Origin of the sequence: Methylomonas sp. 11b, assembly GCF_000515215.1 — a bacterium.
Taxonomy (GTDB): domain Bacteria; phylum Pseudomonadota; class Gammaproteobacteria; order Methylococcales; family Methylomonadaceae; genus Methylomonas.
In genome coordinates, this window is the sequence record NZ_KI911557.1 from 2,401,123 (window position 1) to 2,423,588 (window position 22,466).

Consider the following 22,466-nt stretch of genomic DNA (forward strand, 5'->3'; position numbering starts at 1 on the left):
AACCTACGTTGCTGATTTGCTCTCCTCACCCCAACCCTATCCTTTATGCCCAGCGGGTGCGCGAGGAGAGGGCTGGGGAGAGGAGAATTAAACTTGCAAGTGCCCAATTTTGATTCCCCTAACCCAGCCTCTCCCGCTGGAGAGGAGCTGTTGTGCTTCGCGCTGAATAATTACGATTTTTTAATCTTTTAGCACCGGCTTAGCCTAAGGTATACCGGTTTTAGCCTCGCAATTGGTCGCAGTATCGGTGCCTACGCCACCGTTGCAGCTATCCGTACCCGCTTCGCCGTTCAGGGTGTCGTTGCCGGCGTCGCCTTTCAGCGTGTCTTGGCCTAGACCGCCGCAAATGATGTCGTTATCGGCAGCGCCGCTGATGGTGTCGTTACCGCTCAAACCGTGGATGATGTCGCGGCGTTTGCTACCGACTAACGTATCCCCACCAGGGGTGCCGACGATGGTGGGCACCAAACCATTACACAACAGCGGCTGCACCGCGACGGTTTGCGTGGCGCTATTATTAAGCGGCTGGCCATCGTTTTGGTCGGCAAGCACGGTCACTTGATTGCTCAACGTAACCGCAGCGCTAGGAATGGCTTTGACGGTGACCGTGGCGCTGGCTGTGTTTGCTAGGCTACCAAGATTACAAGTGATCTTGCCGCTGACTGGCGCACTGCAACTGCCTTGCGATGTAGTTGCGGAGATTGAAGACAATCCGGAGGCCGGCAAGGTATCGATTAACTTCACACCCGTGGCATCGGCTGTACCGTTATTCTTAACGAGAATTGTCAAGGTCAGGCTGTCGCGCACCATTGCCGCACTGGCTGTGCCGCTGACCGCCAGATCCGCGGAAGGTGCAGCAGCCAATTCGAAAGCACCGATATCGCATTGCGCGCCTTGCGGGCGAGCCAAGCCGCGCTGATCCAAATTGCTCACCGGAGCAGCCGCGCATAGTGCGCTATCGGCGGCATCAATGGCGGCGCTGCCAGGGATTAGCGCCAAAGTTTGGGTCGGACCGCCATTGTTAGCCAAATTAGCTGCGACCAATGTGCTCGCATCGACACCGGTGATATTGCCATTGCTACCATCTACCGGCACTATCGGGCCAATACCGTTCCATCTGTAAAACAGGGTAGCGGGAAAGCCAATCAAGTTGTAACTGGCAGTTGTTGGCGAACCGCCAATATCGGCATCACCCACTGCCGCCGTATTGCCAGCGACGATGCTGTTATGTAGATTCAGCGTACCAAGATTTTCGATGCCGCCGCCGTTGTCTTCCAGGGAGCAAAAAAAGCCCGGCGGGCAAACGGGTAGCTGCACGCTATTACCGACAATGGTGCTGTTGATAATCGTCGCCGCAATACCGGAGTTTCTAATCGCGCCGCCGAAAACCGAACTGTTGCCGGAGAAGGTACTGTTAACCACCGTGAGATTGCCGCCGGGATTGGCTAGTGAGGTATCCGAGTAGTTGGCGATGCCGCCGCCGGTGCGGGTGGCGGTATTGCCGACGAAGGTGCTATTCAACACGGTGAGGTTACCGAATTGGTTATAAACGCCGCCGCCATGCGGGTCCGCATAACCATTGGCGACGGTCAGATTCTTTAACGTTAAGCCCGCGCCGGGTGTGACCCAAAACACCCGCACGGCGTTGCCGCCGCTTAGCGTGACGCTACGACCCAAGCTATCAAGGGTCAGGCCATCGACATCGCTGATCGTCAGGGTGCTGCTCAGTACAGTAGTACCATTGACGCCAAAGGTGATGGTATCGGCGCCCGCACCGGCCGGACAATCGCCGCCGGTGGTATCGCTATCGCTATTCGCGTTGGCGACCGCTTCACGTAGCGTACAACTGCCATCCGCCACAGCGGCTACATCAAGCAAATTGGTGACGTTGATCGTGTTGGCCCACGCTGGCGAACCTATCAGCGCGGATAACACAGCCAAAGCCATGTGCTTACCGGATAGACTGGTTTTTGAACTATTCATAAATTTCCTTGGTGCTTGGTTTGCCTTGGAACAAGGCCATTGGTGGCCGATCAATCGGCACTATTAGTTGGGTAATTGCTGTATTCAAATCATTGGCGTGCCGCCATTTATGCGTTAACCGTTTGTTTTGAGAGGTATCGTCCCTTGCGTGGTTAAGCCATATCGGCTGGAACAGATTAACACCAGCCGTTTCGCGCAGGGCAATTACCTTGTAAATCACCTGAAATTAGCAAAGGTTCAAAGCGGATAAAAATTTAAGCGCGGTAAGCTGTGATTTGTTCGGCCGGCAACAGACTGGCTATTTAACCGAAGTATCCGAGTCGGATATACTCCGCCCCCATTGCCATTGGATTTTTAAACATGACACCCGCAATCCAGCGAAATATCAGACTGATCGGCTTACCGCTTTGTTTATTCCTGCTAAGCGCTACCGCCTTTGCCCACGGCGTCGATGCCAATACCGAACGGTTTTTGCTGGTCAACCAACGCATCGCCATTGGCCCGTTTTTGTATATCGGCGCCAAGCACATGGTTACCGGCTACGATCATTTGTTGTTTTTGGTAGGCGTGATTTTCTTCTTATTCCGCACCCGCGACGTGTTGGTGTATGTCAGCCTGTTCACCCTGGGCCATAGTTTGACCCTGCTGGCCGGTGTGCTGGGCCACATTTCGGTCAATCCATTTCTGATCGACGCCATCATCGGCTTGTCCATTGTGTATAAAGGCTTCGACAACCTGGGAGGTTTTCAGCGTCTATTGGGATTTCAGCCCAATACGAAATGGGCGGTGATGATTTTTGGCTTGTTTCACGGCTTTGGCCTGGCGACCAAATTGCAGGATTTTTCGCTGCCCGCAGCCGGGCTTTGGAAAAACTTGTTGGCGTTCAACCTGGGTGTAGAGATCGGCCAATTCCTGGCTCTGCTGTTTATCTTGATCGCGCTGGACTTTTGGCGCCGTCATCGCAGCTATTACGCCTTTTCCGCAGCCACCAACACCCTGTTAATGTCCGGCGGCTTGATTCTATTCGGCTACCAAATCACGGGGTACATCATCCATGGATAACTCGATGCAAGACAGCAATCCGCCGGTTCAATCCGTTAAATCTCTCACTATCGCCAGCCTGTCGGCGACGTTTTTGGCTGGCGCGGTTCTGGTCACCGCCGTATTGCCCGCCGAATATGGCATAGATCCGACCGGGTTTGGCGAAATGACCGGTTTAACCAGTTTAGCGTCGCCAAACAAAACCGGCAGCCCAGGAACAACCAGTGCTTGCGCGGAGCCGGCGGCGGTAAGCGCCGCGCAACCGGCTGCGGCCGCGCAGTGGCAAGATACGGTAAAAATCGTGGTGCCGGCCGGCGAAGGCCTGGAATACAAATTTCATTTAGCCAAAGGCGCGGCCCTGGAATATTCGTGGTCCACCAATGGCACGGCGCTGTATTTTGATTTTCACGGCGAGCCGCAAGGCGACAAAACCGGCTATTTCAAAAGCTACAAGGAAACGACCGACAGCCAATCCAGTGGCTCGTTAAGCGCGCCCTTCGAAGGCTCGCACGGTTGGTATTGGGAAAATAAATCCAGTGCGCCGGTTACTGTGGTTTTAAACACGAAAGGGGCTTATCGGATTTTGGGCTTGATGTGATCAGACGCGTCGCTGACCAAATAAACATGTACTGAACGAAAAATGCAGATTCAACGCACGGGCGCAATTTAGATAATTCAGAACCGCAAAACTGGCTCAATCCTCCGGCCCGAAGCACTGCGGATAATCTTTACAAACCTCACAGGACGGCGCCCGGCAGACATATAAACCTTCCGCTTCGCAGAGCTGTTTGTACAAAAACTTTTTCCATTTCATATCTTTGCTGTTGCGAACCAGCAATTCCGGAAAGTTGTAACCCAGCATGGCCGACAAATCGGTGCGCGACCATAAACCCAAGTCTTGCCAGAGATGATCGCTGCCCAAACAGGCCGCCACAATCAATACGATTAGCCATTCGGTTTCCGCGCCGGGATTGACGGCAAATTGCGCAAGCAGGACTTCCAAATCCTGTTTTTCCAACATGCGACTGTAATCCAAACTGCTTCCGGAAAACGCTTGTGGCGCTAACGGGTAGCCGGGAAAGTAACGGTCGAGCAATTGCTGAAATTGTGCCGGGTTCAAGCCTAGGCTGTCGGGAAGCACCCCATCGCCGACGCTCCAGCTGGCGATGATTTGCGCCAACCAGACGCTGTTGGGCGACTGGTCGGCACAGGCCATCAGATCTTGATAAATGTGTTGCCGCGACTTCATAACCGAGGGCTCTACCCTATCGTTCGGTGCCATGCTAAGTGTGCAACTCATACTCGATTCTCCGGCCTTTTTAACGATGACGCAGAATTAATATTCGACGCGAATATCTTCATCCCTAACGATCATCTGACAAGCCAGACGCCATTCGGGCGGCAGGTCGTCAACGATCATTTGCTCCAGCTGTTCGGTAGTGACTTTACCGATTTGTTTGAGCAGGGATTTTTCCTTCTCGGTCATCGTGCCACCCATGCGTTCCATTTTTTTATCGATGCTGGTGACGCGGACCACGCAAGTGCCGCATTCGCCGTCTTCGCATTCGAAATTAATGGGGATCTTGTTTTCCAGAGCCAGCTTCAAAATAGTCTGGGTGTGACTGCCGGCAACGGCGTAAACGGTTTTATCCCGGTATTCGGGACTGGTAAATGTTACTAAAGCCATGTGTTACTCCTTTGCGTTACTTATACTGGTTTAAGGGAAATTTCGCCGCCCAACACTTGCGCTTGGCAAGCCAGACGGTTGTGTTTGCCAGCCATGTTTTCGCGCAAAATTTTGTCTTCCAGTACGGACGGCTCGGTCAAGTTATTCCAACCAGCAGTCACTTTCATAATGCAGGTTCCGCAATCGCCTTCCCGGCAACCGTAAGTAATGCCGGAACCTACTTTCTCGGACACCTCAATAACCCGGGTGCCGGCGGGGACGGTAACAGTCACGTTTATATCTTCAAATGTAATGGTCGCTTTGGCCATTGTAAAAACTCCATAAGGTATTAAAAGTAATCTCGGCAGCCTCTAATCTGAGGACTCCCGGTTTGGAACCGAAACGATTCCTGATTTTCACCGGCCTTGCGGCCGGTGAGGTCACCGATGCGTCCTTGGATCGGTTTAGCCTACGAATACCGCTGTAGGCTCAATAGCAGGCGTCTGTTTTATCCGGTTTACAGGTCCGCAAAATTAATCACTCTCGACTCTCTGGCCCCGGTCAACTCCTGAGCCAGTTCCAAGCCGAAGGCTTTGCACTCGTGGATCTCGTCGTCGGTCGGAATCAGCTTGACGCGCAAGCCCTGAATCGGCACGCGCAATTTCAAGCCGCGCAAGCGGTCTTCCACCAGGCGCACGCCTTCGCCGGTCCAGCCGTAAGAGCCGAACACGCCACCGAGCTTGTTTTTTAGATTGACCACAGCCAACGAAGACAGCAGATCCCAAATCGGCTTGACCGCATCACCGTTGATGGTCGGCGTGCCCAACACCAAACCGTCGGCTTCCTCGATCAAATCCACGAACGGCGCAACCTCACCGCCTTCCAAATCGTAAAGCGATACCCGCACGTCCTCTATTTGCATGGCGCCTTGATAAATGGCTTCCGCCATCCGTCGGGTATTGCCGTATGAGCTGATGTAAAAAATCAGCAAGGTTTTTTGATTGGGCCTGAGTTCGTTATGCAGCGCCGGACTGGATAGCTGCCGGTAACGCTGGATGTAATGCTGTGGGCGGTCGCGCAATATCGGGCCGTGGGTGGGCGCGATCAATTTCAGCGGCAAAGGTTCGATCAACTCCAGAGCCCTGACCACGTATTCCTTGAACGGCCGCATGATGTGGGCGTAGTAGTATTCAAAGGAAAAGCGGAAATCGCCGACCTTGTCGTTGTACAAGCGGTTGTCGCAAAAATGACAGCCAAACACGTCGCCGGAAAACAGCATCGCCTCTTCCGGCGCATAGGTGCATTGGGTGTCGGGCCAATGCAAATAAGGGGTGTGCAAAAACTCCAGGCTACGGTCCCCCAATGAGACCTTGTCGCCGGTCACCACCGGGGTGTAGCTCAACTCATCCTGTTTCAGCAGGCCTTTGAGCATGGATTGGGCTTTTTGGGAAATGAACAACTGTGCTTGCGGCGCCCGTTTCATCAACTCCGGCAAAGCGCCGGTGTGATCGGGTTCCAAGTGATTGAGAACGATGACTTTGATTTCGGAATAATCGGCGACGCTTTCCAAGCGAGCGAAAAAGTCGTTGGCAAAGCCTTCCTTCACGGTATCGATTACCGCCACGCCTTCGCTGCCGCGAATCACATAAGCGTTGTAGCTGGTGCCATTGGCGGTCTTCAGGATAATGTCGAAAGTACGCAGGTTCGGATCCAGCGCGCCGACCCAATGCACGCGTTCCGACAGGGCTACCGCAAGCGGTACGCCGTCTTCGCTCTCCAATTGGACGCTGTTCATGGCTTGCAAGCCTCGGCGTGCGACTGCTTGGGACAGGTTTCCAAATTTTTGTGCGATACGGCTGTCGCCAAGCCCAACCAGGCATCGACCTGTTGTTGGTCGAAACCGCAGACGCGTTGTTCGTTGACCTCCATCAAAGGCCGCCGAATCAACAACGGCTGCGCCACCATCAGCGCTATAGCTTCGTCTTCGCTGACAGTGTTTGGATCGACCAACCCTTGTTTGACAGCCGGCGCGCTGCGGTTAAACCAATCCGCGACCGGCATGTCGCCGAAAAACGAGCGCAACTTGCCCGGTTCCCTGCCCCACGGCTGTTGCAGCAGATCGTAAACCACCAGCAAATGGCCGGCAGCACTCAACAACTGCTTTTGCCGGGTATTGTTCAAGCAGCCCGGCTTTTCATAGAAATGCACGGTGGCCATGGCCGTCAATGTGCTTGTAGTTCCGCCATCGCCTCTGCCATTTTTTCCGGCGGAATACCGGTCAACGAACCTGGCGGATTAATCGGAACGCCTAAGGCATCGAGAATGGCACCTTCAATCGGGCAGATGCTGGCGCATTGCGTATCTTTATAATCGCCTTCGCACTCGGTACATTTTTTCGGGTTAATCCGGAAATGTCCGGCTTTTTCCGACATGTAGATCGCCTTGCTGGGGCACAACGGCTCGCAGGCATAACAGTTGACGCAGGATTCGATAATTTGTAAGGCCATGACGTTACCTTTGTATTCGATGGTTAATCATTTCTAACAATCTCCCTCTCCTGATGGAGAGGGTTGGGGTGAGGAGAATTGAATAAGCAAAAGCTTTTTTGATTCACCTCGCCCCACCCTCTCCGGCCGGAGAGGAAATATTGGGCTATGCCGTCGCCCGCTCTTCTTGCGGCGCAGCCTCATCCAGCTTGCCGGCGGCAGCCATTTCCTTGTAAACCGCCATCACGGCTTCCTCGATAGGCTCCATCGCATGCTCGCCGTTGGGCACGATGCCGGCTTTTTCCAGTAAGTCCCAGGGCTCGTAACCGATTTTGGAGCACAACACCGCTTCACAGCCGGCCAAGGAACGAATCGTTTGTTGCAACACACTCTCGCCGTCGCCGCAGGTATCGTCGCCGCCGCAATACAAATCGGTCTTGCGGTGACTCATGAAGCGCACGCCATTTGGGGATGCTTCGTAGATCAGAAACTCTTTCGCATGCCCGAAGTGCATATTGATCACACCTTGACCGCTGGTCGCGATAGCCATCAACACCGGACGGGTATTCAGCTTGGGCTCGTCGGCATGGCTGGCGGCTTTTTCGACCTTGGCGGCGCGCTTGCTATGCATTTCCTCGGCAATCGCTTCGTGAATGACCTTGCGTTTTTCCATCGCCGATTGGTAATCGATTTCCATCGCCTCGATTTTGTCCATCGTGAACTCGTCGCCGCGATCTTCGCCCAGCAGACCGACCGCGTCGGCCCGACATTGCCGGCAGTGACGCATCATGTTCATGTCGCCGGAGCAAGAGTCTTGCAGATCCATCAACTCGTCCTGAGTCGGGCCGCGTTGGCCCATCACGCCGTAAAAGGTGCCGTGTTCGGCTTCGGCAATCAGCGGCATCACGTTGTGCAGGAAAGCACCTTTGGCTTTGACGATTTTGCTGACTTCCGCCAAATGCTTATCGTTGACACCGGGAATCATCACCGAGTTGACTTTGACCAAAATGCCTCTGGCAGTCAGCATTTCCAGGCCTTTTTGTTGCTGCTCGATCAAAATCTTCGCGCCTTTCACGCCTTTGATGCGTTTGTTTTCCCAGAAAATCCAGGGATAAATTTGCGCACCGATTTCCGGATCGACACAGTTGATCGTGATCGTGACGTGATCGATGTTGTGCTTGGCCAGTTCTTCGACCGATTCGGGCAAAGCCAGACCGTTGGTGGATACGCAGAGTTTGATGTCCGGCGCTTCGGCACTCAACCGACGGAAGGTTTCGAAAGTTCTTTCTGGGTTAGCCAATGGGTCACCGGGGCCGGCGATACCCAGTACCGTCATTTGCGGAATATTGGCAGCCACCGCCATGGTTTTTTTCACGGCTTGATCGGGCGTCAACAACTCAGACACTACACCGGGACGTGACTCGTTAGAGCAATCGTATTTACGGTTGCAATAGTGGCATTGAATGTTACAAGCTGGCGCCACCGCTACGTGCATGCGGGCAAAATAGTGATGAGCGTCTTCCGAGTAACAAGGATGATTTTCCACCTTTGAGCGAATCTCGTCGGACAAATGACCTAACTGGTCATCACTAGTGCCGCAAGAATGGGAGGAGCAGCCGCCTGCGCTGGCTGCTGGAGTTTCGTTTATTACTGGCAGTTCCATATTCTTCACCTCACTTGATTGGTTATGCAGTGAGAAAGCACAGGCCATGCCAGTTATGAAATCATTTTAAGTTATTGATTAATATGAAAATTATTAAGGATAACATCTAGGCAGCCGCAAAAAAGGCTGCCTAATGTTTGTAAAGACACATTCTCAGCCGAACGATTGTAAGGAGTTGCACAAAGCGACCGCGCTTAACCGGGCTGTTCCAACCTGAACACTGACCACGCGGCCTATTTGCGGATTTAACCCGAACAAGTTATTTAGTCCATCGAGCGACACCGGCGTCAGCCGGTGGGTTGGGCGATGCAACTGCCATCAAAACGGGATAAACACCATGGCAATTACATCGTTACGATAACCATCCTGCACTTTGTACTCGCGGTACCCCTTTGAGACAGCGACACCAAAGATGTAACTCGTACCATTTAGCTGTATCACTTCCGAACTACGATGACCGGTTTTCAATCCGAAAAATGCCGCATCAACGTCCAAGGTGTCTCCAACTTTGAGCGCGGGATTATTGGCGACGGCAATAATCGTTTTGTTTCTCTGCGCAAACACGCCAAAACAGCCAGCCAATACCTTACCTTGTTTATCGCGAGGCAAAACATCGTTCAGCATCGATTCAAACTGCGGTTCGCTATCAAACACAATGCCTATGCCACCCAACACTTTACGCGGGTCCTCCAGATCGGTAATTGCGGCGTTATAGATGTAAGTATGCCGATTGCCGTAGAGATGCGTTTTATCAAACGCCGATACCGTGTAATGTTGGGAATCGCTGTGCTTTAAAGCCTCGGTCGCACCGGTTGACTCGTCTAACTTGACGCCGACTAACATCTGATACTGGGGCGAGGAGACTGCCAGAATTCGACCTTGGCTGTCATACAGATAAAGATTGGTATACACCGTATAAAGTGCGTTGATATATTGCAGGATTTCGCTGATTTGGCGGGCTTCGGTGAAACTAAGCTCAGCATTCGTCAAGCCCCGCCTAAAGGCTGAGGTGAGCGCCCACCAGCGACAATCGTTAGCCCGCTCGTATAAATTTCGATCCATGATATCGACCGCCAAGGACGCCAAAAATCCAGCATTATTTAGATGCGAGGACATCACCGTCACTTCCTGCAGGCTCTTAACCGACGCGTTAAATATGGCGGTAATATCAGAGCCAATTTGTCTGATGGCCTCCAGCACCGGCATAAATTCGGTGGCATTTTTACGGGCAGATGCAATCTGTCCGTTTAACACCAGCAAGCCAAGGTCGGTATTGATATCGGAAGAAGCCTGATGGATTTCCCGTAATTCCTGCGGAAAAGAACTTGCCTGATGCATGATCTCGGTATAGCTGTTACGGGACTGCTGCCTTTCTTCGCGACCGAACGCCATACCCAGCCCAGTCATCATTTGGCCGCGCCAACCCAGACCATAAAAGCCCTGATAACCGTTGGTGCTGCGCATATTCACGATATAGTCTTGACGCCGATAATTCAGCATTCTCAAGCCCGCATCACCTTTAAATCCGGTATTGAGCGGCAGCAAGTGTTCGTTGCTGCTGGCAATCACCTGTCCATCCCGATCAATAATCGCTAAAACCCCAATATCACCCGACATCAAGAGTCCATCGAAAATGCTATGCATTTCGTCATCAAAGCGAAAGCACAGGCATAAAACACCCAACACCGGCGAACTCTTGTCATCGGTTTGGGTAATTTTGCAGGAATAGATTAAAGAGTGGCGCCGCTCACTTTGTAAATCGGAATAGCGAAAGGTTTCGAGATAATCCTGATCTGACTTCAGCGTTGCCGCCAACAAGGGATCATTGGAATAGGATATGGAATTGGCTTTGTCTAAATGGGCCTTTACGTTCCCTTGGGTATCAAAGACGATAATCTCGTCGTAAACACTGTATTTTTTGACATATTCACGGAGCCTGTTTTCGATGAACTGCGTTTGCTCGGTGCTGACATTCGCGGAACCAAGAAACACTCTGATATCGTCGTCGGTTGCCAGAAAACCCACATCTGCAGTGCGCTCGAATAGGTTACGAATCAACAAATCGATAGCCACTTGCGCTTTCGACGAGTTATCCAGCACCAGTTTTTGCACATTTTCGACCAGTAAATTATGGGTCAATTGTTTCTGTAGTTCGCCGAATTTAAGCTGGGTACGACTCATATCGTCCAAAATAGTCGTCGCCACGTTGTGGCTATTTATTTTCCCTATCAGCGTGATTTTGCCCCACCAATCGTTTAAAGACGCTAACCGCCCCTCAAAACTTTTAACCACCGGCATTGATCCCAATAATTTTGTCGAGTGGGACTGCAAAAAATCATTCATAAAACTCCTCTTGCTAGCAATTGAAAATCGGGGATTAGCCATTCTGTCAGGCTAATCTGCGGCTCACCTTCACCTACCGCCAAACCCCGACGAAATCCACAAAATGGCATTCATCCTCCTCCCTTTAAAAACTTGTCAAACCTCATACTGGCTAGACACCTCAACACCTAGCCCATTCACTCAAATTAAAAAACGCTTTTTACAAGACAGCGTGCACCCAACGCTTGTCGACAAGCTTGTATGGTAAAGGTTAAGAGAATCGGGGAGACTTTGGTTGTCGGGATGGAGGGACATCGACAAGCATCTGCTAAGACAGACCTCACTGAGAAATCATCCCATCGCGTCTTCCAGAGTCGATGAAGAATCTAGCGGTTAGACCGCCGATTTGTGCACAAGCTTACTCGGCAGACGCACCACCCCGACTCTCTTATTTTTCAACAGGTGGAGGACGTATGACAAGCGAAATGTTGATCGGTATCGATGTAGCAAAAGATGAACTGGTGATAGATTCAGAGCAGGGTTTGTTGACGCTTGCCAATACGGCAGAGGCCATCGATGCCTGGCTGAAGACGTTACCGACCGGGAGTTATATTGGCCTGGAAGCCACCAGCGATTATCATCAACTCATGGCAGAGCAAGCGGTATTGATGGGCATGGTCGTCTATGTGCTGAACCCACGGGATATGCGCCATTATGCCCTGGGTTTGGGCAGACGGGGCAAGACGGATCGAGTGGACGCCCAAATGATCCGGCGATTTATCACCGCTGAACGGGGTCATTTACGTCCCTATCAACCTGCTTCGGCGATGCAGCACCAAGTGGCTTTACTGCAACGGCGCCGTGCGACGGTCGTCAAGCATCGTCAAGCTCTGCAAAAAGCCTTGCGAAGCGTGAAGGAACTTGAAGCGCCACTCATTGATACCGTGGTCGCCTTGGACGGATTGCTCAAGCATATCGATCAGCAACTGGATGACTTATTAACTTTGCAGCCTGCACTGAAAGCCGAGGCCCGACGTCTTGAGAGCATACCGGGTATTGGCCGGCAAACCTCAACACAGCTGGCTGTCTTGTTTGATCGGGTCCCGTTAAGCCGCAGCGATGCCGTAGTAGCCTTTGTCGGGCTGGATCCCCGAGCCTGTGACTCAGGCCAAAAGCGGGGCCGCCGACGCGTATCCAAACGGGGACCGGGTGAACTGAGACGGCTGTTATACAACTGCGCCCAGGCAGCCGCCAAAACGGCTGTGTGGAAACCCTATTACCAAGAGTTAAGAGCCAGAGAGTTCTCGGCAACTCAGGCGCTAGTGATTATCGCCAGAAAATTATTACGCATCGCATTCTCGCTTTGGCAACAAGCCGATGCCCGATTTGACGCTCAGAAAATTGCTTGCCTCAACAATGCAGCTTGACGAAAACCATAGAATCTCAAAAACCCCACTAAGACACTGTTTTAATGACCTTATTTCGACAATTGCGGTAAACAAGCATAGATTATTCCAGAAAAAAACAGCGACGAAGTTTGTCTTAACCGGCGCTTGAAAAGCGTTTATTCAGACCTTAATTGAGCAATAAATTGGCAAATTTTTGTGAATCCATTCAAGCTTATCGGCGGAAAACAGCCCACCTAGCGCGACAAACACGGAATTTCGACTAGCTGTTAAACCAACTCATTTTGCACCTAACTGATCCCAAAAGCCGGCCGCGTCGCATCGTTGTGGTGCAAATACCCCAGCACTAACGGCGAACATAATCAACTACGCGTTAATGCAAGACTTGCCTTGGCCTTTGCGTTGTATCTTTAGTACACTTCGGCTATCCCTATATTCAGGCACAGAGCACATGACTTACTGTATTGCTGTATCTCTAAAGGACGGATTGGTCTTAACTTCGGATTCCAGAACCAATGCCGGCATCGACAACGTCAGCATTTACGGCAAAATGCACCCATTTTGTACGGCATCTGACCGGAAAATCGTGCTGCTCAGCGCCGGCAATCTGGCCACCACGCAGGCCGTAATCGACCAGTTGAAGCGCGATATGAAGGAAGAGACCGAAGTTAATCTGGACACGGTCAACTATCTGTCGGAAGCGGCCGCCTATCTGGGACGGATCAGCGTCGAAAAACAGCGCCGCCATGTGGATGCCGGCCAAAGCAGCTTCAATCCGTCCGCCACTTTTATTTTGGCGGGGCAAATCGGCCAGGAACCGCACGGCGCTTATTTGATTTACCCGGAAGGCAATTGCATCACTACTTCCAGGCAGACGCCTTATCTGCAAATCGGCGAAAACAAATACGGCAAACCGGTACTGGACCGATTTTTAAAAATCGATACCTCACTGCACGAAGCCGGCCGCTGCTGTTTGATTTCGATGGATTCGACGATGCGCAGCAACGCCAGCGTCGGCGCTCCGGTGGAACTGTTGATCTATCATCGGGATACACTGATACTGGACGAATACTATTGTTTCCAGGAGGACAACGAGTATCTGAGCAAAATCCGCAAGATGTGGCACGAAAAGCTGAAGGAAGCCTTCGCCACCTTGCCGCAATTCAGTAAAGAGGATTCTCGTCCGCTACCGGGCTGCATATAAAGTCCGCAATTCATCAGGAACATAGTTCCAAGCCCTTTGATTGATAGTAATACGCAGTTGAGCATATCGACATTCCGTTCGCCCTGGGCCTGGCGAAGGATGGGCGGGGTGGTGATGTGCTCAGCAACTGCTCCTGCTTTGCTGTACTTACTGCATCCCTGCAAGTCGACCACGAACGGTTTGCAAACCCCTCAACTGATTTTTAGGTTTATCGTCGATAACTCGTCACGATAGTCAGTAACCGCTACAATTGCCGCCCCTAATCCAATTCCTGCCCGCCGACCAAGCTATGTTGCAGTTCGGCGATCAGAACCGCAGCTGGCGATGGCACAAACTCTAATTCAAAAACTTGATTACGGCTGGCGTTTACTGGCCACGGCGATCAGCTTTACCAGCTTCGGGATCGGCGGCGTGATGCTGTGGCTGCTGGTGTTTCCGCTCTTGGCCATATGGCCGGGCAGCCGCGCCGAAAAAGCCTGCCGGGCGCAATACACGGTACATCTGAGTTTTTATGTGTTTATAGGCTTGATGCACAGACTGGGCGTCATGAGCTATGAAGTGATCGGCCTGGAAAAACTCAACCGTCCCCGCCAGCTGATTGTCGCCAACCACCCAACCTTGGTGGATGTGGTATTTCTGATCAGCCGAATCAAACAAGCCAACTGCATCGTCAAGGCCAGCCTGTGGCATAACCCGGCGATGCGCGGCCCAATCTTGAATGCCGGCTATATCAGCAACGCCGATTCTGAAACGATGGTCAATGATTGCGCCACTTGGCTGCAAAACGGCGGCACCATGATCATTTTTCCGGAAGGCACCCGCTCGGTGCCAGGCCGGGCCTATCGATTTCAACGCGGCGCGGCGGCCATTGCCTTACAAGCCGATAGTATAATCACGCCGGTAACGCTGACCTGTAAACCCAGCACCCTAACCAAAACCCAAGCCTGGTACCAAATCCCACAGCGGCGTTTTCATTTGCAAATGATTGTAGGCGAGGATGTCGAATTACAGCCTTTCCGAGAACTGCAACCGCGCTCGATAGCGGTGCGGCGCTTAACGCAGTATTTACAGGATTATTTTACTCAACAACGAGAACGCCATGAGCGAGATGGAAACTGAAATAAAACACCTGATTATCGACACACTGGCGCTGGAAGATGTCGATGTGGCGGATATAGACAGCAATGCCGCGCTGTTCAATGATGGCTTGGGCCTGGATTCCATAGACGCGCTGGAACTGGGCTTGGCGATTCGCAAAACTTATCAGGTAAAAATCGATGCCGAACGCGACGATGTGGTGAAAATCTTCGGTTCCGTGGCGGCCTTGGCGCAATTTATCGAAGCGGCGCGGAGTTGAGAGGGTTTTGACGAGTCGATGCAATTCTAATGTTGTAGCGAAAAACTACAGACCTTATTCCGGCCGCTGTGTTTGGCTTGATACAAACCCTTATCAGCCAAATTCAGTAAATCGCCGATACTGCTGTTTTTATCCGTCAGGGTAGCCACGCCAATCGATACGGTAAATTGCAATTCAAACCCCGATTCAACCGGAATCACGCTGCCGGCCACCACGCTTCGGAGTCGCTCCGCCACCTCAAGGGCTTTAAGCAAGCCGGTTTCCGGTAATAAGATTGCAAATTCTTCGCCGCCCATGCGGCCGGGAATGTCGATTTCCCGCAAAACTTCCACCAAAATGCAGCCCAGTTTTTGCAAGGCCTGATCGCCGGCCGCATGGCCGTAGTTGTCGTTGACGGCTTTAAAATAGTCGATGTCCAGCATCAATACCGACAACGGGTTGCCGTAACGATCACTGCGCGCCAACTCCGCTTCGCCCTGCTCCATGAAATAACGGCGATTGGCAATCCCGGTCAGATAATCGATGCGCGCCTGGCGCTCCAACTCCGCTTGCAGGGCTTTGCGCTCGCTGATGTCGCGCACGAACGCGCAGTTATACTCCAGGCCTTCGAAGACCAGATAATTCGCGGCCACTTCCACCGGAATTTCCCGGCCGTCTTTACAGCGATGAATGGCTTCCATTTTTAACGCGCCTTTTTGTTTGACTTCCTGCCAATGCGCGGGCCAATTTTCCGCTGTTAACTCCTTGTCTATATCCATTACCGAAAATGTCAACAACTCCTCCCGGCTATAACCCAATACTTGGCAGGCGGTGTTGTTTACAAATTGGAATCTAGCGTCGGCGGTTATCCAGTACAAACATTCAGTGGCTCTATCCACCGAAAACTGCGTCAGATGCAAGGCCTTTTCCGCCAGCTTGCGCTCCGTGACATCGTTGTAAATCGAGACGATTTCACCGCCAGGCAATTTATACACATAATTTTCCCGCCAACCCTGAATCCGCTCGTCATGGTAATACGACGGCGGAAAAGCCTCCGGCGTTCCGGTTTTGGCCACTCGATGCAAGACTTCGAATAAGCCGAATTCGAATACCCCCGGAAACATTTCGGTAAGTTTTTTACCGATCAATTCTTTGCGGGTGATTTTTTCGATTTGCTCGGCGGCTTTGTTGAAACCGATGATAATGAAATCCCGGCCGTCCTCGCTGGCTCGGTATACCGCCACGCCGCTACTCATGTGTTTGAATAGCGCCGATAAGCGCGCTTCGCTGGCGGCCAAGGCCCGCTTTTCCAACAGCAGTTGCTGATTGTTTTGAATCAGTTGCTCGGTTCTTTCCTCGACGCGCCGATTCAATTCGTTATTCAGCTCCGCCAATTCCGCAGCCGCCTGCTTTTGCTGCAACCGATCCGCGCCGTGTTTGGCAAAAGCTTGCGCGAGTTGCGCGTACATTTCGGTGATGGTTTCCAGCCGCTGCTTCGCAATGACCGGTACCTTGCTGATGCTTTGCAGATAACTATTTTCTTCGAACCCATAAAGCCGGGCCTGGCGGCGGAAGAACTCCAGATCGGGAGGCTCAATAAAACATTGACCGGTAAAAATATTGGCGACGTGCTGGCCCTCGACGATAATCGGCATGGCCGAATCCACCAACCCGTTCAGACATTTGTAGATTGCAAACCGCTCACCCTTCAGCATGCTTTCAACCAATGCCGTATCGCTTTCTATGCAGTTACTGCATGTGTTGTGGTTGACCCGATGAAATTTTACGCAGGCATCTTGCCATCCGGCGTTGGTGATAACGATGCCGTCGGTATCGATAATCGCGTTTGGTATGCCGACCACCCGGTACAAATCGTCCATCAGCGTTTGCAGACTGGCAAGATCGACAAGTTGGGCGTATTTGATGGTGTTTTCAGACATCGGCTGGTTTGGAATCGAGCAGTGAAGTTAACAGTCTGTCGTGTGAGATTGATAATAGCAGCATTCCGATGAAGCGGAACTGAAAAACACTGGATTTTGGCTAGCGACAAATGCCTGACAAGCCCTATCGGCATGGCATTGACGCGAATGACCGCTTAGCAAGCACGCTATGGCGCCTAGACTAGGCCATTTCGCCACCCCACAAAGCACGGTCCAGCCAGCACTTACCTCGCGGCGATCCGGACAAGAACCGCCGAACGCGTCATAAGGCGTATAAGCAAAACGCTATACGCCATTCCGGAAGACGACGTCTCGTCACAGATTTCCCCCGTGGTAACAGATTCGGAAATAACTCCCGCCCAATCCAAAGGATAAACGCGGGCCTGGAGCAACCGATGAAAACGTTATGCATTCCCACGCCGGAGCGTGGGAGCGAGATAAACGTCTAATTCGGATGAGTTCTAATGTCAGGAAAACTCCCCGGGATTAACAGACCCTGTTGAACATACAACGGCCTCTGACTGCCAGACGCGCCGTATATCCAATAGGTAAAATACAAGGAACCGGGGGTGGCTACCGCGCGTTTCTCCAGCTGCCGGAAAGGACCAATATTGACGGCGCCGAGCTGCGGAACCAAGTTAATATCTGTCGTTCCACCCAGGGTATGCGGGATAGAGTGGCCCCGGTGATAATCTGGACCATCACTGAGAGGGTGGCCGGCCATTCGAGAACGGTCGCGGGCACCAGCATGTCGACCGTTGCTAACACCCCATGCGGCGATCAATCGTTCAACCGTCACATCGAACAAATACGAAAAGTCGTCAACATTAGTCTCGAAAATTTCACTGCCTTTAATGAAACGTCTGTAGTCGTCTAGCCAAGTCTCCAGCAGATACGGTATGACGCGCGTTTCAAAGACATGCGATGAATGGATGTTAGTACCGGCCATCATAGACGCCAGCATCGGATATACCGCCATAAATTCTCCTGATTCGAATTATAAATAAATCCGGTGTTTGAAGCTGAGGATCGTAGGGAGGATAAGCGAAGCGCCAGCCGCCATTCGAGCATTGCAACTCTCCATCCATTTCCCCCGCAACATCGCCGCAAAGGTCATGTTAACCAACCATTTCCAACGTTCTCGACAACCCCACAACCTCCGCCTTTTTCAAGGACTTACTCAGCAACATGTAGGTATCCCGATCAAAAGCCGGGCGCCCGCTCTGCAATATCGCCACTATCTCCCCCTCGTTTTTGGCCGAGCCCAAATAACACCAGCGGTCGATGATGTGCAGTTCCCCTGCCTCGCGCACGCCGATCGCGCCCGGATACGGCCAAACGGTGAGTTTGAGTTTTTGCATGGCGATCAACAGCCGTGCCGCGTGCGCCAAAGGCGCTTCCAAACCGACGCAGGCGCCGCGGCATTTTTTGATCTGGTGGCCAAAGCAAGGCCGGCCGACGGCGGTTTTTTCCAGGCCCAATACGCTCAGGCACAGGCCGTGCTGCTCGGCGACGCTGCGCAAGGCTTTTTGCGCATCGCGCTGGCTGTGATACAAACCGTATAAATTGTTCTGCGCCCCAAAATCCAGATTGTCTGCCCAGGTCAAAACCGGGCGTAAATGTTCGCCCTGCTGTTGCAATTGCCAGGCGCACAACGCGCTTTTCCGACGCAAGCGCTGGTTATGCACCGGCATCATTTGCTTGATCAGTTTGGACTCGGTGAGTAAAGCACCCAACTCGCCGGCGGTTTCGATCCAGTCGATGCGCCGCAGTTGCTGGGCCAAGCTCATTTCCTTGTTGTTTTTATGATCGGCGCCGAAATGCGCCAACACCCGGTTACGAATATTGACGCTTTTGCCAATGTACAACGGTAAGTCGTTCTCACCGTAAAACAAATAAACGCCCGGCGTTTCCGGCAAGTCGTGAATCAATAAGGGATCGATATTGGACGGCAAACTAGAACGACCCACCAAACGCTGCACGGCAGCATCGACGGTTTCGTCGGAAAATTGTTCGTAAGCTTGGGTCCAAAACTGATGAATCAATTGGGCGTCGGCCAAGGCCCGGTGCCGGTCTTTGGCCTGCAAACCATGCCGTTCGATCAGGCTATCCAGGTTATGCCGGTGAAAATGCGGATACAAAGCCCGCGACAGTTTGACGGTACACAACACTTGGGGGCGGAAAGTCATGCCAACCCGGCTGAACTCGTTCTTCAAAAAGCCGTAATCGAAACGGGCGTTGTGGGCGATGAATAAGCGCCCTTCCAGCAATTCCGCCACTTCACCGGCCACTTGCGCAAAGCTGGGGGCCTCGGCGACCATTTCGTTGCTGATGCCGGTCAATTGCTCGATAAACAGCGGAATGCGGGTTTGCGGATTTACTAATTGGTTCCACTCGCGCACGCCGTCCTCGTCAACCAAAACGATACCGATTTCGGTGATGCGGTCTTTGGTAGCTGAGGCGCCGGTGGTTTCCAGGTCAACAAAAGCCAGGGCTTGCATATTTGAGTTCAGGATGCGGGCTCCATCGGCTCAGCCCAATCGGTCGGGCAACTGCACATCACATTACGATCGCCGTAGACGTTGTCGATACGGCCGACCGGCGGCCAGTATTTGTCGTCGTGCTGATGACTATCTGGAAAGAAGGCCTTTTGCCGGGAATATGGTAGCGTCCATTCTTCGAGCAGCAAACGATGGGTATGCGGCGCATTGTGCAGCACATTATTATGGCTGTCGGCCAAGCCGTCTTCGATTTCTTTAATCTCCTGCCGAATCGCAATCAAAGCTGCGCAGAAGCGGTCGATCTCGGTTTTATTCTCGCTTTCGGTCGGTTCTATCATCAAGGTATCGGCCACCGGGAACGACACGGTCGGGGCGTGGAAACCGTAATCGATCAGGCGTTTGGCAATGTCCTCGACGGTAACATTGGCGGTTTTGCGGAATTGATGGCAATCGATAATACATTCGTGCGCCACCCAGCCGTTGGCATCGGTGTACAGAATTGGATAATGCGGCGCCAGGCGGCGGGCGATGTAATTGGCATTCATGATGGCCGCCAAGGTAGCCCGGCGTAAGCCGGTGGCGCCCATCATGGCGATATATGCCCAGGAAATGGTCAAAATGCTGGCCGAGCCCCAGGGTGCGGCGGATACAGTGCCGACCGTGCCGTGCTCGCCTTTGGCCGGGTTGACACCTTCGACCAGCGGATGATCAGGCAAGTACGGCGCCAGATGTGCACCGACACCTATCGGCCCGACGCCAGGACCACCACCGCCATGCGGGATACAAAAAGTTTTGTGCAAATTCAGATGCGCGACGTCCGCACCGATTTTCCCCGGCCGGCTGATGCCGACCAAGGCATTGAAATTAGCACCATCCATATAGACCTGACCGCCGTGTTGGTGGACGATGTCGCAGATCTCGCGGAAGGCTTGTTCGTAAACGCCGTGTGTAGAAGGATAAGTAATCATCAGTGCCGCCAGCGTGTCCTGATATTGCAGGGCCTTGGCGCGCAGGTCATCGACGCTGACATTGCCTTGCTCGTCGCAAGCCACAACCACCACGGTCAAGCCGGCCAAACTGGCGCTGGCCGGATTGGTGCCGTGCGCGGACGCCGGAATCAGACAAATAGTGCGCTGCCCCTGGCCGTTGACCTGGTGATATTTACGGATCACTAGCAAGCCGGTGTATTCGCCTTGCGAGCCGGCATTGGGTTGCAGGGAAAACGCATCGAAGCCGGTCAAATCGCAGAGCATGTCTTCCAGCTCCGCGAACAATTGCTGATAGCCTTGGGCCTGATACAGCGGTGCAAACGGATGCATGGAATTGAATTCGTAGAACGAAATCGCCTGCATCTCTGTGGCAGCGTTGAGTTTCATCGTGCACGATCCCAGCGGAATCATCGCTCTGTCCAAGGCAATATCGCGCCGCGCCAGTCGGCGCATGTAACGCATCATCTCGGTTTCCGAGTGATACAGACTAAACACCGGATTTTGCAGAATCGGATCGTCGCGCAACAGTGCGTCTGGGATGCATTCATTCAGGGATGCATCCAAGGCGCCGATATCCGGCAATTCAGCGATGGGCGAAGCAAACACTTGCCATAAGGTTCGCAAATGCTCGCGGTTGGTGGTTTCGTCCAGGGAAATCCCCAGCGTATCGGCGTCGATAATCCGCAGATTGATGTTCACATCAGCCGCCTGCGCGGCGATGCGGCGCGCGCGATTCGGTACGCTAACCACCACGGTGTCGAAATAACATTGGCTATTCACTTGCTGGCCGCATTGCGCCAAACCCGCAGCCAGAATCTGTGCGTAGCGATGCACCCGGCTGGCGATTAGGCGCAGCCCGTCCGCCCCGTGATAGACCGCATAAAAACCGGCAATTACGGCCAGCAGAACCTGCGAAGTACAAATATTGCTAGTAGCCTTGTCGCGGCGGATATGTTGTTCGCGGGTCTGTAAAGCCATCCGCAAGGCGATCTGGCCGTGGCTATCCTTGGACACACCGATCAAACGGCCCGGCATAGAGCGCTTGAAGTCGTCGCGGGTGGCAAAAAAAGCCGCGTGCGGCCCGCCGTAACCCATCGGCACACCAAAACGCTGGGCGCTGCCCACGGCGATGTCGGCATCAAAAGCAGCCGGCGGTTTTAGTAACACCAAACTCAGCAAGTCGGCGGCCACCGTCACCAGTGCTTGTTTGCTGTGAGCAATTGCGGTGGCTTCGCTAAGATCGCGGATTTCGCCGCTGGAACCTGGGTATTGCAGAATCAAGGCAAAGAAATCGTGTTGGGCCAGATTGTCGAAGGGATCGGCGACTACGACTTCATAGCCCAAGGAGCCGGCTCGGGTCTGCACCACCGCGATGGTTTGCGGATGGCAGTCTTTATCGATCAATACCTTGTTGGAGGAGCTTTTCGCCAGGCGCCGCGACATGGTCATCGCTTCCGCCGCCGCGGTCGCTTCGTCCAGTAAGGAGGCGTTGGCGATGTCCATGCCGGTCAAATCGATGATCATTTGCTGAAAATTCAACAAGGCCTCCAGCCGGCCCTGCCCCACTTCCGCTTGATACGGGGTGTAGGCGGTGTACCAGCCGGGATTTTCCAATACGTTGCGCTTGATCACCGCCGGCATGATGGTGTCGTAATAGCCCATGCCCATCATCGACACCAGCACCTTGTTACGCTCGCGCATCTTGCGCAGGTATTTGATCACCGCTCGTTCACTGATCGTCCCGGTGAGTTTTAAGGGTTCGTGGTTAAGAATATTGGCGGGAATGACTTGACCGACGATATCTTCCAGGTCTCTCAAGCCCAACTCGGCTAGCATTTCCTGAGTCTGCTGCGGATTGGGACCGATATGGCGCTGGATGAAATTACCGCGCATTTCCAGTTGGTCGAGGCGGGGGCTTTTTGCAGACAT

General features: G+C 52.9%; 19 protein-coding genes. 6 read left to right on the plus strand and 13 right to left on the minus strand.

Annotation, left to right across the window (positions count from 1 at the left end):
* Window positions 1-204: 204 nt before the first annotated feature.
* Entirely contained in the window at window positions 205-1,983 is a 1,779-nt protein-coding gene (locus METH11B_RS27825; protein WP_026602158.1) for a DUF11 domain-containing protein, read from the minus strand.
* A gap of 360 nt (window positions 1,984-2,343) precedes the next feature.
* Between METH11B_RS27825 and METH11B_RS0111595 the strand changes: the two genes are divergently transcribed.
* Together METH11B_RS0111595 and METH11B_RS0111600 are read left to right on the plus strand one after the other, a co-directional pair.
* Window positions 2,344-3,045 carry a HupE/UreJ family protein gene (locus METH11B_RS0111595; protein ID WP_026602160.1) on the plus strand — a complete coding sequence of 234 codons (702 nt, stop codon included), beginning with the start codon at window positions 2,344-2,346 and terminating at the stop codon, window positions 3,043-3,045.
* Window positions 3,038-3,622 (plus strand): hypothetical protein, encoded by a 585-nt coding sequence (locus tag METH11B_RS0111600; protein WP_231499610.1) that lies wholly within the window; start codon window positions 3,038-3,040, stop codon window positions 3,620-3,622. Before METH11B_RS0111595 ends, METH11B_RS0111600 begins: the two co-directional genes overlap by 8 nt.
* 96 nt (window positions 3,623-3,718) lie before the next feature.
* Here METH11B_RS0111600 and METH11B_RS0111605 read toward each other — a convergent pair whose 3' ends face one another.
* From METH11B_RS0111605 to METH11B_RS0111640, 8 genes are all read right to left on the minus strand, one after another.
* The gene (locus METH11B_RS0111605) at window positions 3,719-4,324 is read right to left on the minus strand and encodes a nitrogen fixation protein NifQ (protein ID WP_051427001.1); all 606 of its coding nucleotides are present in this window, start codon (window positions 4,322-4,324) and stop codon (window positions 3,719-3,721) included.
* Window positions 4,325-4,360: 36 nt separating this feature from the next.
* Window positions 4,361-4,711: a 2Fe-2S iron-sulfur cluster-binding protein gene (locus METH11B_RS0111610; RefSeq protein ID WP_026602163.1), complete on the minus strand. Its 351-nt coding sequence runs from the start codon at window positions 4,709-4,711 to the stop codon at window positions 4,361-4,363.
* A gap of 20 nt (window positions 4,712-4,731) precedes the next feature.
* The gene (locus METH11B_RS0111615; protein ID WP_020484745.1) at window positions 4,732-5,019 is read right to left on the minus strand and encodes a 2Fe-2S iron-sulfur cluster-binding protein; all 288 of its coding nucleotides are present in this window, start codon (window positions 5,017-5,019) and stop codon (window positions 4,732-4,734) included.
* Window positions 5,020-5,207: 188 nt separating this feature from the next.
* Window positions 5,208-6,485: an FprA family A-type flavoprotein gene (locus METH11B_RS0111620; protein WP_026147162.1), complete on the minus strand. Its 1,278-nt coding sequence runs from the start codon at window positions 6,483-6,485 to the stop codon at window positions 5,208-5,210.
* Complete coding sequence (locus METH11B_RS0111625; RefSeq protein WP_020484743.1) at window positions 6,482-6,907, minus strand: ArsC/Spx/MgsR family protein; 426 nt, start codon at window positions 6,905-6,907, stop codon at window positions 6,482-6,484. Before METH11B_RS0111625 ends, METH11B_RS0111620 begins: the two co-directional genes overlap by 4 nt.
* Before the next feature lie 5 nt (window positions 6,908-6,912).
* Window positions 6,913-7,197 (minus strand): 4Fe-4S dicluster domain-containing protein, encoded by a 285-nt coding sequence (locus METH11B_RS0111630; protein ID WP_020484742.1) that lies wholly within the window; start codon window positions 7,195-7,197, stop codon window positions 6,913-6,915.
* 145 nt (window positions 7,198-7,342) lie between these two features.
* Window positions 7,343-8,839, minus strand: a complete 1,497-nt coding sequence (gene nifB, locus METH11B_RS0111635; protein ID WP_020484741.1) for a nitrogenase cofactor biosynthesis protein NifB — start codon at window positions 8,837-8,839, stop codon at window positions 7,343-7,345.
* A gap of 318 nt (window positions 8,840-9,157) precedes the next feature.
* The gene (locus METH11B_RS0111640; RefSeq protein WP_026602164.1) at window positions 9,158-11,182 is read right to left on the minus strand and encodes a cache domain-containing protein; all 2,025 of its coding nucleotides are present in this window, start codon (window positions 11,180-11,182) and stop codon (window positions 9,158-9,160) included.
* A 452-nt stretch (window positions 11,183-11,634) separates the two neighbouring features.
* Here METH11B_RS0111640 and METH11B_RS0111645 point away from each other — a divergent pair, with 452 nt between their 5' ends.
* From METH11B_RS0111645 to METH11B_RS0111660, 4 genes are all read left to right on the plus strand, one after another.
* The gene (locus METH11B_RS0111645; protein ID WP_026600893.1) at window positions 11,635-12,588 is read left to right on the plus strand and encodes an IS110 family transposase; all 954 of its coding nucleotides are present in this window, start codon (window positions 11,635-11,637) and stop codon (window positions 12,586-12,588) included.
* 430 nt (window positions 12,589-13,018) lie between these two features.
* Window positions 13,019-13,771 carry a hypothetical protein gene (locus METH11B_RS0111650; protein WP_020484739.1) on the plus strand — a complete coding sequence of 251 codons (753 nt, stop codon included), beginning with the start codon at window positions 13,019-13,021 and terminating at the stop codon, window positions 13,769-13,771.
* Window positions 13,772-14,095: 324 nt separating this feature from the next.
* Window positions 14,096-14,890, plus strand: coding sequence for a lysophospholipid acyltransferase family protein (locus tag METH11B_RS0111655; RefSeq protein ID WP_026602165.1), 795 nt, complete (start codon window positions 14,096-14,098; stop codon window positions 14,888-14,890).
* On the plus strand, window positions 14,880-15,128 hold the full coding sequence (locus METH11B_RS0111660; RefSeq protein ID WP_442785769.1) for a phosphopantetheine-binding protein: 249 nt from the start codon (window positions 14,880-14,882) through the stop codon (window positions 15,126-15,128). The genes METH11B_RS0111655 and METH11B_RS0111660 overlap by 11 nt, the downstream gene beginning before the upstream one ends.
* 26 nt (window positions 15,129-15,154) lie before the next feature.
* Here the strand turns inward: METH11B_RS0111660 and METH11B_RS27830 are convergent, their stop codons facing one another.
* The 4 genes from METH11B_RS27830 to gcvP form a co-directional block, all read right to left on the minus strand.
* Entirely contained in the window at window positions 15,155-17,047 is a 1,893-nt protein-coding gene (locus tag METH11B_RS27830) for a diguanylate cyclase (RefSeq protein WP_020484736.1), read from the minus strand.
* Window positions 17,048-17,492: 445 nt separating this feature from the next.
* A complete protein-coding gene (locus METH11B_RS0111670; protein WP_020484735.1) occupies window positions 17,493-18,026 on the minus strand; it encodes a hypothetical protein in 534 nt (177 codons plus the stop codon).
* 139 nt (window positions 18,027-18,165) lie between these two features.
* Window positions 18,166-19,548: a 3'-5' exonuclease family protein gene (locus tag METH11B_RS0111675; RefSeq protein WP_020484734.1), complete on the minus strand. Its 1,383-nt coding sequence runs from the start codon at window positions 19,546-19,548 to the stop codon at window positions 18,166-18,168.
* Between the two features lie 8 nt (window positions 19,549-19,556).
* Entirely contained in the window at window positions 19,557-22,466 is a 2,910-nt protein-coding gene (gene gcvP, locus METH11B_RS0111680; protein WP_026602166.1) for an aminomethyl-transferring glycine dehydrogenase, read from the minus strand.

Excerpts from the sequence above, each read along its gene's own strand:
- gcvP (WP_026602166.1), bottom strand. The coding sequence starts at position 22,466 with ATGTCTGCAAAAAGCCCCCGCCTCGACCAACTGGAAATGCGCGGTAAT.
- METH11B_RS0111655 (WP_026602165.1), top strand. The coding sequence starts at position 14,096 with ATGGCACAAACTCTAATTCAAAAACTTGATTACGGCTGGCGTTTACTG.
- METH11B_RS0111605 (WP_051427001.1), bottom strand. The coding sequence starts at position 4,324 with ATGAGTTGCACACTTAGCATGGCACCGAACGATAGGGTAGAGCCCTCG.
- METH11B_RS27825 (WP_026602158.1), bottom strand. The coding sequence starts at position 1,983 with ATGAATAGTTCAAAAACCAGTCTATCCGGTAAGCACATGGCTTTGGCT.
- METH11B_RS0111675 (WP_020484734.1), bottom strand. The coding sequence starts at position 19,548 with ATGCAAGCCCTGGCTTTTGTTGACCTGGAAACCACCGGCGCCTCAGCT.
- nifB (WP_020484741.1), bottom strand. The coding sequence starts at position 8,839 with ATGGAACTGCCAGTAATAAACGAAACTCCAGCAGCCAGCGCAGGCGGC.
- METH11B_RS0111645 (WP_026600893.1), top strand. The coding sequence starts at position 11,635 with ATGACAAGCGAAATGTTGATCGGTATCGATGTAGCAAAAGATGAACTG.
- METH11B_RS0111625 (WP_020484743.1), bottom strand. The coding sequence starts at position 6,907 with ATGGCCACCGTGCATTTCTATGAAAAGCCGGGCTGCTTGAACAATACC.
- METH11B_RS0111670 (WP_020484735.1), bottom strand. The coding sequence starts at position 18,026 with ATGGCGGTATATCCGATGCTGGCGTCTATGATGGCCGGTACTAACATC.
- METH11B_RS0111595 (WP_026602160.1), top strand. The coding sequence starts at position 2,344 with ATGACACCCGCAATCCAGCGAAATATCAGACTGATCGGCTTACCGCTT.
- METH11B_RS0111600 (WP_231499610.1), top strand. The coding sequence starts at position 3,038 with ATGGATAACTCGATGCAAGACAGCAATCCGCCGGTTCAATCCGTTAAA.
- METH11B_RS27830 (WP_020484736.1), bottom strand. The coding sequence starts at position 17,047 with ATGTCTGAAAACACCATCAAATACGCCCAACTTGTCGATCTTGCCAGT.
- METH11B_RS0111615 (WP_020484745.1), bottom strand. The coding sequence starts at position 5,019 with ATGGCCAAAGCGACCATTACATTTGAAGATATAAACGTGACTGTTACC.
- METH11B_RS0111630 (WP_020484742.1), bottom strand. The coding sequence starts at position 7,197 with ATGGCCTTACAAATTATCGAATCCTGCGTCAACTGTTATGCCTGCGAG.
- METH11B_RS0111660 (WP_442785769.1), top strand. The coding sequence starts at position 14,880 with ATGGAAACTGAAATAAAACACCTGATTATCGACACACTGGCGCTGGAA.
- METH11B_RS0111610 (WP_026602163.1), bottom strand. The coding sequence starts at position 4,711 with ATGGCTTTAGTAACATTTACCAGTCCCGAATACCGGGATAAAACCGTT.
- METH11B_RS0111650 (WP_020484739.1), top strand. The coding sequence starts at position 13,019 with ATGACTTACTGTATTGCTGTATCTCTAAAGGACGGATTGGTCTTAACT.
- METH11B_RS0111640 (WP_026602164.1), bottom strand. The coding sequence starts at position 11,182 with ATGAATGATTTTTTGCAGTCCCACTCGACAAAATTATTGGGATCAATG.
- METH11B_RS0111620 (WP_026147162.1), bottom strand. The coding sequence starts at position 6,485 with ATGAACAGCGTCCAATTGGAGAGCGAAGACGGCGTACCGCTTGCGGTA.